The organism is Chitinophaga sp., from assembly GCF_036569185.1.
GTDB lineage: Bacteria > Bacteroidota > Bacteroidia > Chitinophagales > Chitinophagaceae > Chitinophaga.
In genome coordinates this window covers 21393-41362 of record NZ_DATCRD010000172.1, presented here as the reverse complement: position 1 = coordinate 41362, position 19970 = coordinate 21393, and the positions used below count along the sequence as shown (strand labels likewise).

Below are 19970 nucleotides of genomic sequence, written 5' to 3'. Positions count from 1 at the left end.
CGGCGGTAGCCGGCCATTAATGCTTCCCTTCAGTTCCGGGAACTCGCCCCTCATTTTATAATTCCTCCGGCGGCAACCGGCCATTAACGTAACTCCCGGAATCCCCGTTTCCCCGCCTGCAGCCCCTTCCAGTTCCGGCTACCAGCGCTTATTTAGACATTATTACCCTCCTTTTGGAGATTCGTAGCATTCATATAAACATGAGATTTGTAGATTAGCATGTTGCATTTTTGTTTTAATGCCACTTAATGATCCACAGTTCTGACGTTATGAATAATTGTCTATTTAACACTAAATAATTACTTATGAAATTTGAATATCCCCCGGGTCACCACGTCCCGGCAATCATTTTCAGCGCTATCAACTAATGTGTAGCATCCGACCGTAACTGTAGAGGTCCTGCTTTTTATTGCATCTCATTGTTCCCGCCGGGTATTCCGGTATGACAGTCCTGAACCGGCTGTCATAACCCTTCATTGCCCTAACATTAAATATTTTGAATTCCATGTTAAGAATGATTCTTTCGCGAAAGTCATGCAAATGGCTTGTTATGATAGCAGTAATGCTGTCGGTTACGCTCACCTCTTCTTCATTACTACTGGCCCAGGATGCACGGGTGGTGCAGGGCGTGGTACAGGATGAAAAAAAGACGCCCATACCCGGTACCACGGTGGTGGTAAAAGGCACCCAGGTGAGTACCAGCACCGGCAACGACGGCCGGTTTTTTATCCGGGTGCCCGCCGGTAAGCATATACTGGTGTTCTCCTATATAGGAAAGCTGCCACAGGAAGTGAATATCCAAAACGAATCGACTATTGCCGTTACCCTGAAAGACAATGTAGTGGGCCTTGAGGATGTGGTGATAGTAGGTTATGGCCGCCAGAAAAGGGAAAGCGTGGTAGCCGCAGTGTCGCAAACCAACGGTAAAACGCTGGAGCGGGCCGGCGGCGTATCAAACATCGGCGCAGCGCTAACCGGGAATGTACCGGGCCTGATCACCGCCCAGAGCACGGGCCTGCCCGGTGAAGAAGACCCCCAGCTGATCATCCGCGGGCTTAGCACATGGAACAACAGCAACCCGTTAATATTGGTGGATGGCGTGGAACGGCCAATGTCCAGTGTGGATATAGGCTCTGTGGAAACCGTTACCGTTTTAAAAGACGCTTCGGCAACGTCCGTATTCGGCTCCCGGGGCGCCAACGGTGTTATCCTCATTACCACTAAAAGAGGAAAACTGGGAAAGGCCTCCATCAGGGCCACGGTCAATAATGTGGTGAAAGCCCCTTCCAAATTGCCGGGAAAAGCGGATTCGTACGACGCATTGCGGACCGTTAATGAAGCCATCGAATATGAACTGGCATTAAAACCCGAAGGATGGAACAATTATTATCCGCAGGCCATCCTGAATAAATACCGCTTCCCGGCCAACCAGGAGGAAGCAGAGCGTTATCCGAATGTAGACTGGGCCAAAACCCTGTTTAAGGATTACGCCACTTCACAAAACGCCAACCTGAATATCAGCGGCGGCACCCGTTTTGTAAAATATTTTACCAGCGCGGATTTCCTGCATGAGGGCGATCTTTTTAGAATATACGATAACCGCCGCGGCTACAAACCCGGTTTTGGCTTTACAAGATTAAATGCCCGCTCCAACCTCGATTTTCAATTAACACCCTCCACGCTCTTTAAGGTAAATCTCTCCGGATCTTACGGGGTTAGGAAAAGCCCCTGGGGATTTTCGGGCAACCAATACGGCTCCTGGATCGATGCTTATACCACCGCGCCGGATGTATTCCTGCCAGTATACGCCGACGGCTCCTGGGGCTACTATGCGCCGAATGAAGGCCGCGCGGAAAACTCCGCCAGGAGCCTGGCAGTAGGCGGTATCCAATACCAGACGACCACGCGCATCACTACCGACTTTTCGGTGGAACAAAACCTGGATATGCTTGTTAACGGGCTGAAATTCAGCGGTACTATTTCCATGGACAATACTTTCATTGAAAGCGACAGGGGAGTGAACGATCTTTATCATGATGTACAACGCAAATGGATAGATCCCGCCACAGGAAATGTATTTTACAAAAGCGCTTTTGACGGGGTTACCAATTTCGATTTCCAGGAAGGCATCAAGTGGACGCCCGCAGCCGGCGCTGTTACCGATAACCAGCGGCGACTGTTTTACCAGTTGCAGCTGAATTACGCAAAAACCATTGCGGAGCAACACCAGGTAACGGCCATGGGACTGATGAACCGCAATATTACCGCCAGCGGCAGTATGATCCCTTCATACCGCGAGGACTGGGTATTCCGCGCTACCTATACCTACAGGAATAAATATACCATTGAGTACAATGGCGCATATAACGGCTCGGAAAAGTTTGCGCCTGATTACCGTTTTGCTTTCTTTTCTTCCGGTGGGGTGAACTGGATCGCCTCCAACGAGCGCTTCATGGAAAATATAAAATTCCTGGACCTGCTGAAGTTCCGTGCCTCTTACGGGCAAACGGGTTTTGATAACGTGGCCGGCCGCTTTTTATACCTCACCGAATGGGGATATGGTGGAAGGGCCAGGCTGGGTACCACCGGTGAAGGCGCAGAACAAAGCCCGTTCAACTGGTACCGTGAAGCTACTGTAGGAAACCCGAACGTGCAATGGGAGCAGGCTGAGAAAATTAATGCGGGCGCCGATTTTGAATTGTTCAAAGGCTTCATAAAAGGTAAGGTGGATTTCTTTGAAGATAAACGCTCCAAAATATTGCTTGCCAACAGGGCCTCTGTTCCTTCTTACTACGGTACTACGCCTCCTGTAGCTAATCTTGGCCGGGTAACCTCGCGCGGGTATGAACTGGAGCTGCACTTCAGCTACCCGCTCTCCAAAAAACTCCGGCTCTGGTCTGATCTCAACATGACGCACACGAAGAACAAGATCATTGAAGCAGATAACCCTCAATTGTTACCAGCCTACCAGAAATCCGAAGGAATGCAGATAGGCCAGGCTTATTCTTATGTGAGCCAGGGCTACTACAATACATGGGATGAGCTTTATGGCAGCACTATTCACAATACCAACGATAACCAGAAACTGCCGGGCAACTATTACATCGTTGATTATAACGGCGATGGCGTAATTGACGCAAGAGATAACATTCCTTATGGCCACAGCGGCTGGCCTACCAATACCTATAATGCCACGTTTGGGGTAGACTGGAAAGGACTGAGCGCTTTTGTACAATTCTATGGCGTGAATAACGTGACACGGCAGGTAGTGTTTAATAGTCTTGGTTCACAGGGCCACACGGTGTATGATGAAGGCAGCTACTGGTCGAAATACAATACCAATGCAGATGTGCCCATGCCGCGGTGGTTATCTACTCCTGCGGGTTATTACCGGGGCACCCAGTATATGTACGATGGTTCCTACCTGCGGTTAAAGAATGCTGAAATCGCCTACACACTCGATAAAGGATTTATAAAACGGGCAGGACTTGAATCGGTGAGAGTGTATCTCAACGGCAATAACCTGGCAGCCTGGAGCAAGATGCCCGACGACCGTGAATCAAATTTTGCCGGTACCGGCTGGGCATCACAGGGTGCTTATCCTACCGTGAAGCGTTACAACCTCGGCGCCAATTTTACTTTCTAAACAGGTATTTTATGAATAAATATACAAAGCTATTGTTTGCAGCTGCCGGCGCGATGATGATCCTGGGGCTGGCATCCTGCAAGAAGTTCCTGGATAAGGAACCACAATCTATCGTATCGGCCGATAATGCCTTCAGGAATTTTATCGCCTTCCAGGGATTTACGGAAGAGCTCTATCATTGTATACCGGATTTTACCAACGCCTATTGGACTAATTCCTGGAACTGGGGAGAAGATGAGATCCAGTCTACCGCACGTGATTTTCATTTTATCATAAAAATAGACAACGGCGATTTCTGGGGTTGGCAATCAGAGTTTGATGGTTGGCAGGCAGGTTGGATGGACCGGAACAATACCAGTACCAACGACGACCGTTTTGCAAAATCAATGTGGAAACTGGGATGGTATGGTATCCGCAAAGCCAATATGGGATTGGAGAATCTTGATAAGCTAACCGATGCCACCCAGGAGGAGAAAGACCTGATCAAAGGACAGCTGTTGTTTTTCAGGGGATGGTTTCACTTTATGTTTATCCAGTATTTTGGCGGATTACCTTATATTGATAAAGTACTGCCCGGTGATCAGAAACTCACCCTGCCCCGTCTTAAATACAATGAATGCGCAGATAAAGCGGCGGCCGATTTCAGGGAAGCGGCCAACCTGTTGCCGGTGAACTGGGACAATACTACCGCAGGTAAAAGAACGTTGGGAAAAAACCAGTTGCGCATTAATAAAATCATGGCGCTGGGCTACCTGGGCAAAAATTATTTGTGGGCTGGCAGTCCGTTGATGAACTATGTATCTACCGGCAGTAAAACCTATAACCAGGACTATTGCAAAAAAGCGGCGGAAGCATTTGGAGAGTTGCTGCAATTATGTGAATCCGCTGATGCCCCCTACAAGCTGGTAGAATTTTCAAAGTACTACACCAATTTTTACAGCACCGGTCAGAACTGGTTAATGCCAGGCAGCACCGAAGCTATTTTCCGCAGTCCTTATTACGGAGCGCATGGCTCTACTTATGGCACCGCCAAGCAATATGGCCCCGCTTTGCTTACAGAAGAAGCCATCACGTTTGTGCCTACAGCTAACTATGTAGATTATTATGGTATGGCAAACGGCCTGCCCATCAAGGATATCACGCAGGCGGATCCGGAATCGGGATACGATCCCGCTTACCCCTGGAGAGGCAGGGATCCGCGTTTCTACAACGATATCGTTTTTGATGGGGTAAAATGTATACAGGGCGCTACCACCGATGAGAGAAACCGCTATGCCAACCTGTATACCGGGGGAACCTATCGCGACATCAGCAGCGGCAGCCGCTCCGGTTATCTGCTCTACAAATTTATTCCCATCACGGCCAACAGATTTGATAATGGCTGGACCTATGACAAAGCGCTGAATATCCATCTCCCTTATATGCGCCTGGCGGATGTGTATTTAATGTATGCAGAAGCGGCCGCCCAGGGCTATGGCGTTGCCACCGGCAAATCCGGCAACTACTCCAAAACGGCAGTAGACGCCATTAACGTGATCCGCGACCGTGCCGGCGCAGGACGTGTAGCCGCCCGCTTCACCGCTTCGCTGGAGGCTTTCATGAGCGAAGTACGGCGCGAAAGAGCCGTGGAGCTGTCTTTTGAAGGCCATCGTTTCAACGACCTGAGAAGATGGATGTTACTGATACAAAGTCCGTATACGCTTAAAAAATCCGTTGAGTTCGACCGGTCCCCATCTTTCAGTACCACAGATCCGAAAAACAACCGGGTGCTCAATTTACGTGAGGCCGTTATCCTGGAGCGCAGGTATTCTGAAAAACATTACTGGCTGCCATTAAAAAATTCAGATGCCAATATGTACCTGGAATTTCCACAGAACCCGGGCTGGTAAAAACGCGCAGGCTTTATAGGTATCGTTTACTGTAAATTTTAAAATTCATGAATCAGATAAAAGCAATAATAGCGGGTGTAGCGCTGATGGGCCTGGCGCCGGTTTCACAGGCACAGGATACCGCCGTAAAAACGACTACCGTTATCCCCGTAAACAATAAGGTGCAGGTGGCCTTCCGGAAGGTAGATAAAAAAGACCTGGCAGGTGATGTTTCGGCAGTAGGTGTAGCATCGCAGATGAACCTGAACTATATGACCACCAGCCTTGAAAATATGGATGGCTGGATAAATGGATTTAACGGAAACAGCATATGGGGCATGGGCAGTTACCTGCTTATCATTGATGGCGTGCCCAGGGACGCAGGTAATGTATTGCCCACTGAAATAGAACAGATCTCTTTTCTCAAGGGAGTGAATGCAGTGGCGCTTTATGGCAGCCGGGCGGCAAAAGGAGTGGTTTACATCACCACTAAAAGAGGTAAACCAGGTAACCAGCAGATTAACATCAGGGCCAATGCCGGTGTCAATGTTCCCAAAGCCTATCCTCATTACCTGGGATCGGCGGAGTACATGACGCTTTATAATGAAGCCCGGCGTAACGATGGACTGGCAGAACTGTATAGCCCTGAAACCATTTACCAGTACGCCTCCGGTAAAAATCCATATAGGTATCCCAATGTGGATTATTACTCCGGTGAATATCTCAAAAATTCCTTTGGCCGTTATGATGTAACAGCGGAAATATCCGGGGGAAATGACAAGGCGCGTTACTATACCAACATTGGTTACCAGACTTCCGGATCATTGCTCAACTTTGGCGAGGCGGTGAATAACGGTTCGTCCGACCGCTTCAACCTGCGCGGCAATGTGGATGTTAATCTCAACCAGTATATTTCCTGTAATGTAGATGCTACTGCCATTTTCTATACCGGCAGAGGCGTAAATGCCAACTACTGGGAAAGCGCGGCTACCTTGCGCCCGCACCGTTTTGCGCCGCTCATCCCGCTGGATATGATTGAACCAACAGATGAAGCGTCTAATGTGTTTGTGAAAAACAGCAATCATATTATTGACGGGAAATACCTGCTGGGTGGAACGCAGCTGGATCAAACCAATCCGTTTGCAGCTATTTATGCCGGTGGCAACAACAAATACATCAGCAGGCAGTTCCAGTTCAATACCGGCGTGAATGCAGATCTGCGGAATGTATTGAAAGGGCTTTCTTTCCGCTCTACCTTTGCGGTTGATTATAACACTTCCTATAACCTGGCCTTCAATAATACCTATGCGGTGTATGCGCCTACCTGGAATAATTATTCGGGAGTGGACCTGATCAGCAGTCTTACCCAATACGGCCAGGACGCTACTTCCGGCGTACAGAATGTAAGCAACAGCTGGTACCGGCAAACCATTGCCGCTACAGGTCAGTTCAATTATGTGAATTCCATTAACAACCGGCATCATCTTTCTGCTGTGTTACTGGTGAATGGTTTCCAGCAATCTGAATCGGCCGTGTATCACCGTACCAGTAATGCCAATCTGGGTTTGCAACTGGGCTACAATTTTGATCATACTTACTACATTGATTTCAGCGGCGCCGTAGTGCACAGTGCGAAGCTGCCGGAAGGCAACCGTACCGCTTTTTCACCTACCGCCTCATTAGGCTGGCGGCTCAGCAACGAGCCTTTTATGCGCGGTGTGCGTGGAGTGGATGATCTGCGGTTAACCGCCAGCGCAGGTATCCTGCATACTGACCTGGATATTGCCTCCTACTATTTATACCAGGGTGTTTATACTACACAAGGCAGCTGGTTTGGATGGAAGGATGGTACCGGTGTACAGGCCACAGAATCCAGGCGGGGCGCCAATCCTGCTATGCGTTTCCCAAAGAGGGAAGAGATCAGCATCGGTTTGCAGGGATCTTTTTTCCATGAACTGGTAAAACTGGATGGTAATTTCTTTGTAAACCGTATCACCGGCAACATCATCCAGCCCGACGTGTTGTTCCCTTCTTATTTCACCACAGGCTGGCCGGTGTCTTCTTTTATTCCCTATATCAATTATAACGACGACAAACGCGTGGGCGTTGATTTCAACCTTAGTTTAAACAAAAAGCTGTCGGCCATTAATTATTCCATAGGGCTGGTGGGCACCTGGTATAAAACCACTGCTACCAAACGTGCGGAGGTGTATGAAGACAATTACCAGAACCGCCAGGGCAAGCCTTTGGATGCAATATGGGGACTGCAGCACCAGGGCTTTTTCCGGGATGCAGATGATATCAAAAATTCTCCCTCACAATCTTTTGGCCAGGTGAAACCAGGTGATATCAAGTATAAAGATCAGAATGGAGATGGCATTATTGATACCCGCGATGAAGTATACCTGGGCCGTGGGGGCTGGTATGGCTCGCCGCTTACGCTGGGATTAAATATCAGCCTGCGGTGGAAAGATCTATCCTTCTTTGCGCTGGCCCAGGGCCGGTTTGGTTCCTATGGCATGAAGAACAGTTCCTGGTTTTGGGTAGATGGGGAAGACAAATATTCCGAAGTGGTAAGGGACCGCTGGACGCCTGAAACAGCAGCGTCGGCGAAGTACCCGCGTTTAACCACCTTCAACAGCGACAATAACTTCCGCAATTCGGATTTCTGGTTGTACAAGGCCAATCGCATCGACCTGGCTAAAGTGCAGATCTCTTATGATCTGAGCGGCCTGATTGGCAATAAGAAAATTGTGCAGGAGATGGGCGTGTATGTGAGCGGCTTCAATCTGCTCACGCTTTCTGCCGAACGTAAGCTGATGGAGATGAATATTGGCAGTGCGCCGCAAACCCGCTTATATAACCTTGGTGTAAAAGCAATGTTCTGATTCCTGTTTTTCAATCAATCAAGTTTCCACTTTATGAAAAGAAATATCATCATATTCCTGTCATCTGTTTTTTTGCTTACCGGCTGTAAAGACCTGCTGACGCCGGAAATAGAGAATAACCAGGAGCTGGGGAATTATCCTCCCAATAATGCAGGGCTGCCGTTTGGCGTGTTGCTGAATGGTTATAACCGCATACCCACCAATTCATGGTCGTTTAACGATGTAGCTACAGACGATGCAGTAACCAACGATCAGAACAATACGTTCCTGAAAATTGCCAACGGGCAATGGACCGCCAATAATAACCCGCTTAACCAGTGGGGCAATGCATACGCGGCTATTCAATATCTCAACATTACACTAAGGGATGTAGACACCGTAAAATGGGCCGCAGACCCGGTGGTGAGCAAATTGTTCGCCATGCGGATAAAGGGAGAAGCCTGCGGCCTGCGCGCTCTTTTCTACTATCACCTGCTGCAGGCGCATGCCGGCATGTCTGAAAGCTCCGCTATACTTGGAGTGCCCATTAACCTGGATGTACAGGGAACCAATTCCGACTTCAACAAGCCCAGGAGCAATTTTGATGCTTGCATGAAGCAGATCTACAGCGACCTGGCGCAGGCCGATCAGCTGTTGCCTACTGATTATGAGAATATCCCCAACGCATCGCAGATACCTCCGAAGTATGGCACTGTTACCAAAGAGCAGTACGATCGCGCCTTTGGTTCCGCTTTCCGCGGTTTCCTTACCGGCCGCATAGCAAAGGCTATCCGCTCAAAAGCGGCATTGCTGGCGGCAAGCCCCGCTTTCAGCAGCGGCAGCACCACCACCTGGGCAGATGCGGCAAATTATGCCGGTGAAGTAATTGCCCTGAAAGGCGGAATAAGCGCTTTATCGGCCAATGGGCTTACCTGGTATTCAAATGCTTCAGAAATAGCCGGGCTGGCCGATGGCGCCAATCCATCTGAAATACTCTGGAGAAATAATTATGGCGATAACCGCGACCTGGAACAAGCCAATTTTCCACCCAGTTTGTTTGGCAACGGCCGTATTAATCCTACTCAAAACCTGGTGGATGCATTCCCGATGGCGAACGGTCTTCCCATTACGGATGCCGCCAGCGGTTATGACGCCTCTAATCCTTATGCCGGAAGGGACCCCCGGTTGCGTATGTTCATTTTAGTGAATGGCGGTACTGCAGGACCGAATAATACAACGATCAATACCGCGGCAGACGGGCCTACCAATGATGCGCTGAACAAAGTGGAAACATCCACACGCACCGGTTACTACCTGCGCAAGCTATTGCGCCAGGATGTAAACCTTAATCCCAACTCGGCGAACAACCAGCGACATTATAAACCGCATATCCGGTACACGGAAATTTTTCTCAACTACGCAGAAGCTGCCAACGAAGCCTGGGGACCAACAGGTACCGGCGCTTACAGTTTTTCCGCCTATGATGTTATTAAAGCCATCCGCACAAGAGCCGGCGTAGGTACTACCAACGGCGATCCTCACCTGGAACAGTGCAGGGGCAGCAAGGAACAAATGAGGGCGCTGATCAGGAATGAAAGGAGAATAGAGCTGTGCTTTGAAGGCTTCCGCTTCTGGGATCTGCGCCGCTGGAATGCCGGTCTTGGTGAAACCGCCAAAGGCGTAAGCATACGGAATAATAATTATTCCGTTGTAAATGTGGAAAACAGGCAGTTCCAGCCATTCATGATCTATGGCCCTATTCCTTACGGAGAGATCCTGAAGTTCAGCTCCCTGGAACAGAACAAAGGCTGGCGCTAACAGGATATTGCTTTATAACGAAATAATTTTTTCCTGATTTTGAAATTAATGAAGATGAAAAAGTTCTTAGTGCCCGTGATGCTGCTCTTTATACTGGCAGCATGCAACAAGGAGGTTACCTTCCCGGATTATGAATACCAGACCGTGTATTTCGCTTACCAGTATCCTGTGCGGACCATCACTTTCGGTGAAGATATATTCAGCACCGAGCTGGATAACCAACGTAAATGTAAGATCATGGCCACCACGGGAGGCGTTTATTACAGTAAAAAGGACCTGCATATAGGGATCAGGGTAGATAACTCCCTGCTGGGAAATGGCCTGCTGTTTGGCGCAGGGAAAGAGGAGATCCTGCCCATGCCCGCCAATTATTATTCACTTGCCGCGGGCGAGATCGTGATCCCCGAAGGCACGCTTGCCGGAGGAGTGGAAGTACAGCTCACGGATGCTTTTTTCAATGATCCCAAAACCACCAGGAATACTTATGTGATCCCGCTGCGCATGACCGATAAATCCGGCGCGGACTCTATACTGAGCGGGAAAGATTTTATCCTTTACGCCGTGAAATACGTGAACACCTGGCATGGGAACTACCTGCGCAGGGGAAAAGATGTAGTGTCCGGAAACGTGAACCAGACAATTGTAAGGCATAAGGAATATGTGGAGTCCGACGAGGTGAATAAACTGAACACCCGTTCTGTGAAGGAGCTGGAATTCCCGGTAGTGTATAAAGACAAAGACGGCGTGAATGTTTATTGTACGCTGCTGCTTACGTTCGACGACCAGGATAAATGCACCATTTCCGCCGGCAGCGCAGGTTTTACAGCAACAGGAAGCGGCCGGTTTGTAAAGAGGGGAGAGAAGAACAGCTGGGGCAGTAAAGACCGCGATGCGCTTTATCTCAATTACCAGGTGGCCGTGGCAGGTATGCAGGTGGCTACAACTGATACGCTGGTATTAAGAGACAGGGCGGTAACCATGGAAACATTTACGCCAGTAAGTAAATAACTACTAAAGTAATTTTTATGAATCGACTTTATAAAATAGCCGTTGGTTTTATTGGTTGTGTTATCATTACTTCCTGCAATAAATACCAGGCGCTCGATTTTAATGTAGATAAACCGGAAAGCATTGCCGCCCAGGAAAACATAGATGCTTACCCTGCCCTGAAAAGTTATATTAACCGCGTTGCCCATCCCGGGTTTAAGCTGGGAGTAGCGCTGGGATTGCAGGAATACCTGGATAAGGGAGTGATGTACCGGTTAGCCAACAGGAACTTCGATGAAATAGTACTGGGTTATGAAATGAAACATGGAGCCGTAGTGAAGGTCGATGGCAGTTTAGACCTGGTGAAAATAAATTCCCTGCTCCAGGCGGCAGGTGCATCAGGGATGCAGGTATACGGCCATACCCTCATGTGGCATGCCAACCAGAATGCCAGCTACCTGAAGGGATTAATCAGTCCTTTACTGGTAACATCTCCCGCCTATCCGAATGACCTGAGCCTTGCAGGGTTGAAGGATAAAACTTTTACCGGCTGGAGCGTGGCGCATCCCGGGGCTGGTATTTCCATCGCAGATGGAGAAGGCATGGGAGCAGGGAACAAAGCCATTAAGCTGGTAGCCGGCGCCGGCTCGAATGCCGCTACAGACCTGCAGTTAGTGACGCCGGGCGTGACGGTGAATAAAACGCATAAGTATGAAGTAGTGATGTATATCAAATCTAATGCAGCTGGTGAAGGAAGGATCTCTTTTGAAGGATTGAATAACAATACGCCTTCGGTAGACTGGACCAAATCAGGAACGGCTTCTGCTACCTTTACTACCGGGATTTCGTGGAAGGAGATCCGTTTTACAGTAGATGATTTTTCCGGGGATCGTATTAAGCTGCATTTTGACCTGGGGTACAAACCCGGGGTGACTTATTACATCGACGTCAACAATTTATTCGTATACGATACCCAGGGCACACCCGTGGTCAGCAACCTTGTAAGCAACGGCAATTTTGAATCCGGAAGCGGCTGGGGAGGCTGGGGAGGCAGCTCCACCCGCGGTGTCACCGCTGATGGCATGGGAGTAGGTAACAAAGGCAAAGCCTTTTATGTGACCAATCCTGCAAAAACCGCTAACTACTGGGAGGTGCAAACCAGCTACGACTTTGCCGCCCCGCTGGATAACGGGGAAACCTATGAATTGAGTTTTTGGGTGAAAGGCACAGCCGCCGGGATCATCCGCCCGGAATTGCAAAGCGCCGACTATTCCTCCAACGGGTATGGACAGGTGGCGGTTACTACGGAGTGGCAGCAGGTGAGCGTAGCTGCCACGGCTACTGCGGCCAACAGAACACGGCTGGTTTTTAGTTACGGTGAATTTGCCGGTACCGTTTATATCGATGATGTGGTATTAAAGAATACAAAAGCCACCGGCGGCGCTACTACTATCGTGGAGAAAACCGCAGCGGAAAAAAAATCCATCCTTACCACAGCGCTTGATAAATGGATGAACGGCATGGTAGGAGCGGGGAAACCCATGGTAAAGGCGTGGGATGTGGTAAATGAGCCCATGGATGATGGCAACCCTTATGAATTAAAGACGGGTATAGGCAGGCCCAACATAGCAGCGGACGAATTCTTTTGGCAGGACTACCTGGGCAAGGATTACGCAGTTACCGCATTTAAAATGGCCAGGCAATATGGCAATGCAACCGATATTCATTTTATCAACGACTATAATCTTGAATACAGTCTTGATAAATGCCGTGGCCTGATTGCCTATGTGAATTATATAGAAAGCAAAGGCGCTAAAGTAGATGGTATTGGTACCCAAATGCATATCAACACTACTACCAGTAAGGAGAATATTGCGGAGATGTTCAGGCTGCTGGCGGCCACCGGGAAACTGATCAAAATATCCGAACTGGATATAGGCGTAGGCGTTAAAACACCCCAGGCTACTGCGGAGCATTACAAAGCCCAGGCGGATATGTATAAGTATGTGATCGATAAATATTTTGAGCTTATTCCTGCAAAGCAACGCTATGGCATTACCATCTGGAGCCCTTTAGACAGCCGTGCCAATTCTTCCTGGCGGGCAGGCGAGCCGATAGGCATCTGGACAGAGGCGTATGTGAGGAAGCTGGGTTATGCAGCTACTGCGCAGGCGCTGGAAGCTAATGCGAAATAACAAGCGGGTTTTGTCTGACACAGGATTACACTGATTTTGCTGATTTATTTTTTTGAAATTATTTTAATATTTAGGGAGATGAAAGCAGGTATGCTTTTATCTCCCTAAATACTTTTATAAAATCCCCAAAAATAAAAATCAAACAAATCATTATAATCAGCGTAATCATGCTCCAGGACAATCGCCGAAGGCGATCCACCTCGCTGCATTTACACTTTTTCGCCGGCGCTGCCTTTTTTGATCTGTGCAACAAATTCCGATGGCAGCATATTGTATTTGTTCCTGAATGATTTAGCGAAATAGTTGGGCGTGGAGAAGCCTACCTGGTAAGCGATTTCGGCAATGGTCATGTCGCTTTTTTTCAGGAGGGTCATGGCTTTTTCCAGCCGGTAAGAGCGGATGTACTCCACCGGCGTTTGCCCTGTCAGCTCCAGCAATTTATTATACAAAGAGCTGCGGCTCATACCCACTTCTTTACTGAGGCTCTCCACGGAGAGTTGCGAATCGGTGAGCTTTTCTTCCAGGTGGCTCACAATTTTATTGAGCAGCTTTTCTTCTGATGATTCTTCCTGTACTTCCGGGGCCAGTACTTTTATTTGTTTGGTATACGTGTTTTTCAACGTGTGGTTAAGATGCAGCAGGTTCCGGATCTTCGCGTGAAGGATCTCGAAATTAAAAGGCTTGATGAGATAATCGTTGGCGCCGGTTTCCAGTCCGGAGATCTGTTGCTCTTCATTGGTAAGCGCTGTGAGCAATATTACCGGGATATGGCTGGTTCTTTTATCAGACTTGAGTTTTTGCAGCAGGCTGATGCCGTCCATCTGTGGCATGGTGATATCGCTGACAATGATATGCGGGTGCAGCGCCAGCGCCTTTTGCCAGCCTTCTTTTCCATCGGCTGCTTCTATCACCTTGTAGCTGTTGCGGAGGTTGTCTTTGAGATAGAACCTGAAGTCTTCATTATCTTCCACCAATAAGATAGTTGACATTTCAGGGAAATTTTCAGGTCCGGCGGCAGCCTCCTGCAACACCGGCTGTACAGGTGGCAACACTATTGGCAGCAGCGCAGATGCAGGAGTATGTTGTTCCGCTACCTGTAAAGGGAGTTGTATGGAAAAGGCAGCGCCTTGCCCGGATTCGCTTTCCACTTCAATAGTGCCTCCATGCATTTTTACAAATTCCTTTGTGATAGATAGCCCAATACCGGTGCCCTGGTTCAGTATAGCGGAGCTGGTATTGGTTTGGAAGAAGTGGTCGAATACTTTTTCCCTTTTGTCTTTAGGGATACCGATGCCTGTATCTTTCACCACGATGAGCACCCACTGCTGACCAGGAGCGGCGGGCTTTTCCGATAGTTTTAATTCCACCGTTACGCTGCCGTCTTCCAGGCTGAATTTAAATGCGTTCGACAGTAAGTTGAAAAGGATGCGCTCCATTTTATCGTGGTCAAAGAAAACATACAGCGATTCCGGGACGCTGTTAAAACTGAACCGGATCTTTTTTCTTTCGGCAAAGTCGGTAAAGGAATCTGTCACTTCTTTTATAAAGGTCACCAGTTCTCCTTTCGACAACTGCAGTTTCAGTTCATGTTCTTCCATCTTCCTGAAATCCAGCAATTGATTCACAAGATTGAGCAGGCGCCTGGAGTTGCGTTTGATCATGTTCAGCTTTTCAATCCTGTTGGCGGTTTTTTCCCCGGCGATCAGTTGTTCCACGGGGCCCAGGATCAGTGAAATAGGCGTTCTGAAATCGTGACTGAGATTGGTGAGGAATTTAATTTTCATCCGGTCCAGTTCACGTACCCGTTTGATCTCCTGTTTTTCCTGCTCTGCCAGGAACTTCTTTCTTATCCTGGCGATGCCCAGGTAGCGGCTGTACAGCAGGAGCGCGCAAATAACCACGGCATAAAATATATAAGCATACACGGTGCGCCAGAATGGAGGCCGCACGTAGATCTTTATGGTAGTATCGCCGGTATTCCAGATGCCGTCGTTATTGCTTGCTTTTACATGAAAGGTATACACCCCCGGATCCAGGTTGGTGTACGAGGCAGTGTTGGCGGTACCCGTGTAGTTCCAGTCTTTATCAAACCCTTCCAGTTTGTAGGCATAGTAATTTTTCCGGGGAATGGTATAATTCAGTGCTACAAAGCTGAGGGCAAAATTCTGTTTGTATTCAAGCCTGATATCGCGGGTAACAGAAATATGGTCTTTGATTGGACTGTCTTCCCCGGGGATCACAGATTTATTGGACACCTTTAGATCCGTAAGCAGTACCACCGGTACATTTTTATTCACCGTTAAACTGCAGGGGGTAAAGTAATTAAAGCCTTCAAGTCCGCCGAACATAATATCTCCGTCGGACAAGCGTATCCCGGATGTATGCACGAAATTATTATTCTGCGCGCCGTTATAATGGGTATAGTTCCGGATCTTTTTTGAGAGGGTATTAAAGCTGCTGATACCGGTGTTGGTACTGAGCCAGAGGGTATGGTCCCGGTCTTCCAGGATCTGGTAGATAGTAGTATTCTGCAATCCATCTTTTTCAACGTAGTTGATAAACCGCCCGGTGGTTTTATCGAAAAGGCTCAGGCCTCCGCCATAAGTGCCTACCCACATGTTGCCGCGGCTGTCGCGCAGGATCACCTGGATCTTATCGCCCGACAGCTGGCTGTTGCTTTGCGTATAGATATCCCATTGGCCGGTACCGGGATGATAAACGCCGATGCCTCCGCCATGCGTGCCTATCCAGATGTTGCCGGCCGCATCTTCCTCTATGGTCCGGATGTACCCGTTGAGCGGCAGTTTTTTTTCACCGGGCATACCGGGCCTGGGATGGGGCGTAAACCTGGCAACGATTTCTTCATTCTTTAAGATATTCACACCACCACCGTTAGTGCCTACCCATACATTGCCTTTGCTGTCTTCCTTTATACAAAAAATATCATTGGCGTTCAGGTTGCCGGGGCCGGTACCTTTTACCAGGTGTTTATAATTACCGGTGGCTACGTCCTGTATCAGCAGGCCAAACCCATAAGTGCCGATGAACAGTTTCCTGTTCCGGGTATAATGAAGCGCCATAATGGAAATGTAATCGTTGGCCGGAAGGGGGATATTCACCGGCTGTACTTTCCCGGTTTGACGGTTGAACCGGAACAAACCGCCGCCATCAGTGCCAATCAGTATATCATCGCTGGTTTCTGCAAAAGCGCTTACTATAGACGATTTGCGGTTATGTGTATGGAAAATGGTACCGGGCTTAAAGTTAAAGAGGTTCAGGTTTTTATCGTATTTATTGACGCCGCCCCGAAAGGTACCTATCCAGTAAATTCCCTGCCGGTCGATATAAGTACATTTTATGGACTGGCTGGTGATGCTGTAAATATTTTCGTTATCGGGAAGGTAGTGATTGAAAGTATTGGTGACGGGATTAAGAACGATCAGTCCTTCCTGTGTACCGATCCATAACTGGTTATCGTTGTCTGGCTCGATGCAGTTCACCTGTATGTGACTGAAGAAGGTGTTACCGCTTAGCCGGGCATAGGAGGTAAATCCTTTGCCATCCGGTTGCAGTATACAAAGCCCCGTGGCGGTACCCACCCAGAGCCTGCCGTTTTTGTCTTCTGTAATAGCCTTCACATCATTATCTGCTGCGCCGGCACCGGCGTTGCTGTTAAGTATCAGTTTTAAAGCACCGGTGGAAGGGGAATACCGGTAAAGGCCGGTACTGGTGCCCACCCATACCTGTTGTTGATGGTCCACAAAAACGCAGGCCAGCGCCATGGTCGCATCGGGGTTTTCCTGGCCGGTGCGCAGCCTGATCCTGGAAATCTGCCGGGTGGCAGGGTTGAGAAGGAACAGGTTTTCGAACTGCGCTATCCATACTTTGCCGGAGGTATCGCTGCAGATGTCCAATATAACCGCATTGGCAGGGAGCTCAGGAGTATTGGCATTTACGGGAAAGTGGATGAAGGCGTCCTTTCTGCGGTTGTAGAGGCTCAGGCCGCCGCCGCCGGTGCCTATCCAGAGGTTACCGGTTTTATCTTCGTGCAGCGCTAATACTTCGTTGGCCCTCAGGCTGGAGGAATCGCCGGGGTTATGCCGGTAAACGGTAAAATTGGTACCGTCAAATTTGTTTAAGCCATCATCTGTGGCAAACCACATCAGGCCGTATTGATCTTTGATAACGCAGTTCACCGCATTGGAGATCAGCCCGTCTTTCGAGGCCAGTGTGGTGAAATTTATCTTTTTGGCCTGGCTCCAGCTTATCCTGGCCAGGAATAGCAGACAACAGAAACAGGTTAGTTTATATTTAAACATAGATGGTAATCGTTAAAAGCAAGATGTTGGTTGAATGTTTCATACGTGGATCCCGGGAATTCATTTCTTCTGCCGAATTTAAGTATTGTAAGTCAATCTTAAAAGTAAATATACCTGGTACATGCCCGGAGGCAGTCTGTTACAAGATAAATTATTGTCTGAACGACAATTGTGCTATGAATTTCAACAAATGAGCTATCGGCGGAAAGATGCGCCGGGTATTTTTGTTTTATCATCAGCAGTTACCTGGTAAGTATGATCGGGTGACTAAATGTCAGCACGTTATGTAATTCTATGAAGATGCGTAATAATTTATCCGCAAAGAATTTGAAAAGATACCTCGTTATGTTCCTCCTGCTGATCAGCACTTCGCTTCGTGCCCAGCAGTCGGATAATGAAGACGGCACCTATACCAACCCGGTTATCTGGGCCGATTTCCCGGACAATGACGTGATCCGTGTGGGAGACACTTATTATATGGTAGCCACTACCATGTATTTTTTCCCGGGTGTGCCCGTGCTGAAGTCGAAGGACCTGGTGAACTGGGAGTATGCCTCCAACGCGGTACAGCAGTTTAAACAACATCCCTTTTATGATTTGAACGGCGGCAACCGCTACGGGAAAGGGCAGTGGGCCAGCAGTATCCGTTACCACAACGGCAAATTTCATATCCTTTTCCTTACCCTCGATGAAGGCGGCTTTTTATGTACAGCAACAAAGGCGGAAGGCCCCTGGGAAATCCGGAAGCTGGTAAGACCGTATTACGATGCGGGGCTTTTTTTTGATGACGATGGGCGCATCTATATAGCGCATGGTTATTCTAAGATCTCGGTGACGGAGGTGGATTCCATGCTTGCACCTATCGGGAAAGACAGCGTGGTATTTGACAAAGTGCAAAGACGGGGGCTGGAGGGCGCGCATGTTTACAAGATCAACGGGTACTATTATATTTATGCCACTTATGGAGGCGGAGATGGCTACCAGTGCTGCCTGCGGTCAAAAAATATCTATGGCCCCTATGAAGAAAAGATTGTGCTGCGGGATGATATGAACCTCCATGGCATGGGCGTGCACCAGGGCGCATTAATTGAAACCCAGACGGGGGAATGGTGGAGCATTATTTTCCAGGACAGGATAGGCGTGGGAAGAGTGCCCACCTTGCAGCCTGTGCAATGGGTGGATGGATGGCCCATGGTAGGGAAAAATGGCCGCGCTGTGGTTACCTATACCAAACCCAATACAGGGGCGAGCGCACCGGTGCGTGTGCTGCCTACCAGCGATGAATTTAACGAAAGCAAGCCCGGGATCCAGTGGGCATGGAATCATAATCCCAACGACAGTGCATGGTCCCTGGCGGCGCGCAAAGGGTATTTACGGCTAACCACCAGCCATATTGCCACGGATCTCACCACGGCCAGAAACACCCTAACGCAACGCATATTTGGTCCGTTCTCAGACGCTGTTACAGAACTGGATGTAAGCCGGATGCAGGCGGGAGATATGGCAGGTATTGCCGTATTGCAGCTGCCGCATGCGTTAATAGGCGTAAAGGCAGGGGAGCAGTCGAAGTTCATAGTAATGGAGAATGCCGGGAAAATCATTGATAGCATTGCTTTAGGTAAAAGACAGGTCATCTTCTTTAAAGCATCGGTAAATACCATCCGCAACCAGGCTCATTTTTATTATAGTTTTGATAACCGCAATTTTATTCCCATCGGGGATACGCTGAACATGCAGTTTAACCTGAAGATGTTCACCGGCAACAGGTTTGCGCTGTTCAACTATGCCACCCGCAAGCCGGGTGGTAATGTGGATTTCAACTGGTTCCGGATGAAGACCCGCCAGGGCCCGCCCAATCTTTTTAAAGCCTCCTCGCTGGTGCAGGCGGAGATGTATGATGAAATACACCTGGCACGCGTAAAAGCCAGTGCGGATACAAGCCAGCCCGGGGAGCAGGATATAGCTCATTTAGCAGATGGCGCATGGTTCCGGTTTAACCGCGTGGATTTTGAGAATGGTTATAAGTACCTGCTGCTGCGGGTTTCCCCGGGGCAGGGGCATATTGATGTGTATGCAGATAAAGACTCATTGCATCCCATTGCGTCGGTAACATTGCCGGCTGCTTCGACAAAAGCATATACAACTATTCGTGTGCCGGTGAAGCAACTAACGGGAACGCACCAACTGACATTTAAATTTACAGGGAACACGGCAGCTGGTTTGAACTGGTTTTCTTTTACCAATGATCCCGGGAAATGATAAGGCGTACA

General features: G+C 48.7%; 8 protein-coding genes. 7 read left to right on the top strand and 1 reads right to left on the bottom strand.

The window, feature by feature from the left end; translation table 11 throughout:
• The first annotated feature begins 550 nt into the window (after positions 1-550).
• From VIM72_RS12855 to VIM72_RS12830, 6 genes are read left to right on the top strand one after another with little or no spacing between them, the layout of a single operon-like run.
• Positions 551-3646: a TonB-dependent receptor gene (locus tag VIM72_RS12855; RefSeq protein ID WP_332003235.1), complete on the top strand. Its 3096-nt coding sequence runs from the start codon at positions 551-553 to the stop codon at positions 3644-3646.
• 11 nt (positions 3647-3657) lie between these two features.
• Positions 3658-5535, top strand: coding sequence for a RagB/SusD family nutrient uptake outer membrane protein (locus VIM72_RS12850; protein ID WP_332003234.1), 1878 nt, complete (start codon positions 3658-3660; stop codon positions 5533-5535).
• Between the two features lie 47 nt (positions 5536-5582).
• Positions 5583-8402: a SusC/RagA family TonB-linked outer membrane protein gene (locus tag VIM72_RS12845; RefSeq protein WP_332003233.1), complete on the top strand. Its 2820-nt coding sequence runs from the start codon at positions 5583-5585 to the stop codon at positions 8400-8402.
• Between the two features lie 33 nt (positions 8403-8435).
• Positions 8436-10199, top strand: coding sequence for a RagB/SusD family nutrient uptake outer membrane protein (locus VIM72_RS12840; protein WP_332003232.1), 1764 nt, complete (start codon positions 8436-8438; stop codon positions 10197-10199).
• A gap of 54 nt (positions 10200-10253) precedes the next feature.
• The gene (locus tag VIM72_RS12835; RefSeq protein WP_332003231.1) at positions 10254-11207 is read left to right on the top strand and encodes a DUF5627 domain-containing protein; all 954 of its coding nucleotides are present in this window, start codon (positions 10254-10256) and stop codon (positions 11205-11207) included.
• A 17-nt stretch (positions 11208-11224) separates the two neighbouring features.
• The gene (locus VIM72_RS12830) at positions 11225-13381 is read left to right on the top strand and encodes an endo-1,4-beta-xylanase (RefSeq protein ID WP_332003230.1); all 2157 of its coding nucleotides are present in this window, start codon (positions 11225-11227) and stop codon (positions 13379-13381) included.
• Between the two features lie 209 nt (positions 13382-13590).
• On the opposite strand, the gene VIM72_RS12825 is transcribed toward VIM72_RS12830, so the two are convergent.
• Positions 13591-17700 carry a hybrid sensor histidine kinase/response regulator transcription factor gene (locus VIM72_RS12825; RefSeq protein ID WP_332003229.1) on the bottom strand — a complete coding sequence of 1370 codons (4110 nt, stop codon included), beginning with the start codon at positions 17698-17700 and terminating at the stop codon, positions 13591-13593.
• A gap of 300 nt (positions 17701-18000) precedes the next feature.
• On the opposite strand from VIM72_RS12825, the gene VIM72_RS12820 reads away from it, so the two are divergent.
• Positions 18001-19959 (top strand): family 43 glycosylhydrolase, encoded by a 1959-nt coding sequence (locus tag VIM72_RS12820; RefSeq protein ID WP_332003228.1) that lies wholly within the window; start codon positions 18001-18003, stop codon positions 19957-19959.
• The last annotated feature ends 11 nt before the right edge of the window (positions 19960-19970 follow it).

Coding starts and splice junctions, on each gene's coding strand:
- VIM72_RS12855 (WP_332003235.1), top strand. CDS start 551: ATGATAGCAGTAATGCTGTCGGTTACGCTCACCTCTTCTTCATTACTA.
- VIM72_RS12850 (WP_332003234.1), top strand. CDS start 3,658: ATGAATAAATATACAAAGCTATTGTTTGCAGCTGCCGGCGCGATGATG.
- VIM72_RS12845 (WP_332003233.1), top strand. CDS start 5,583: ATGAATCAGATAAAAGCAATAATAGCGGGTGTAGCGCTGATGGGCCTG.
- VIM72_RS12840 (WP_332003232.1), top strand. CDS start 8,436: ATGAAAAGAAATATCATCATATTCCTGTCATCTGTTTTTTTGCTTACC.
- VIM72_RS12835 (WP_332003231.1), top strand. CDS start 10,254: ATGAAAAAGTTCTTAGTGCCCGTGATGCTGCTCTTTATACTGGCAGCA.
- VIM72_RS12830 (WP_332003230.1), top strand. CDS start 11,225: ATGAATCGACTTTATAAAATAGCCGTTGGTTTTATTGGTTGTGTTATC.
- VIM72_RS12825 (WP_332003229.1), bottom strand. CDS start 17,700: ATGTTTAAATATAAACTAACCTGTTTCTGTTGTCTGCTATTCCTGGCC.
- VIM72_RS12820 (WP_332003228.1), top strand. CDS start 18,001: ATGCGTAATAATTTATCCGCAAAGAATTTGAAAAGATACCTCGTTATG.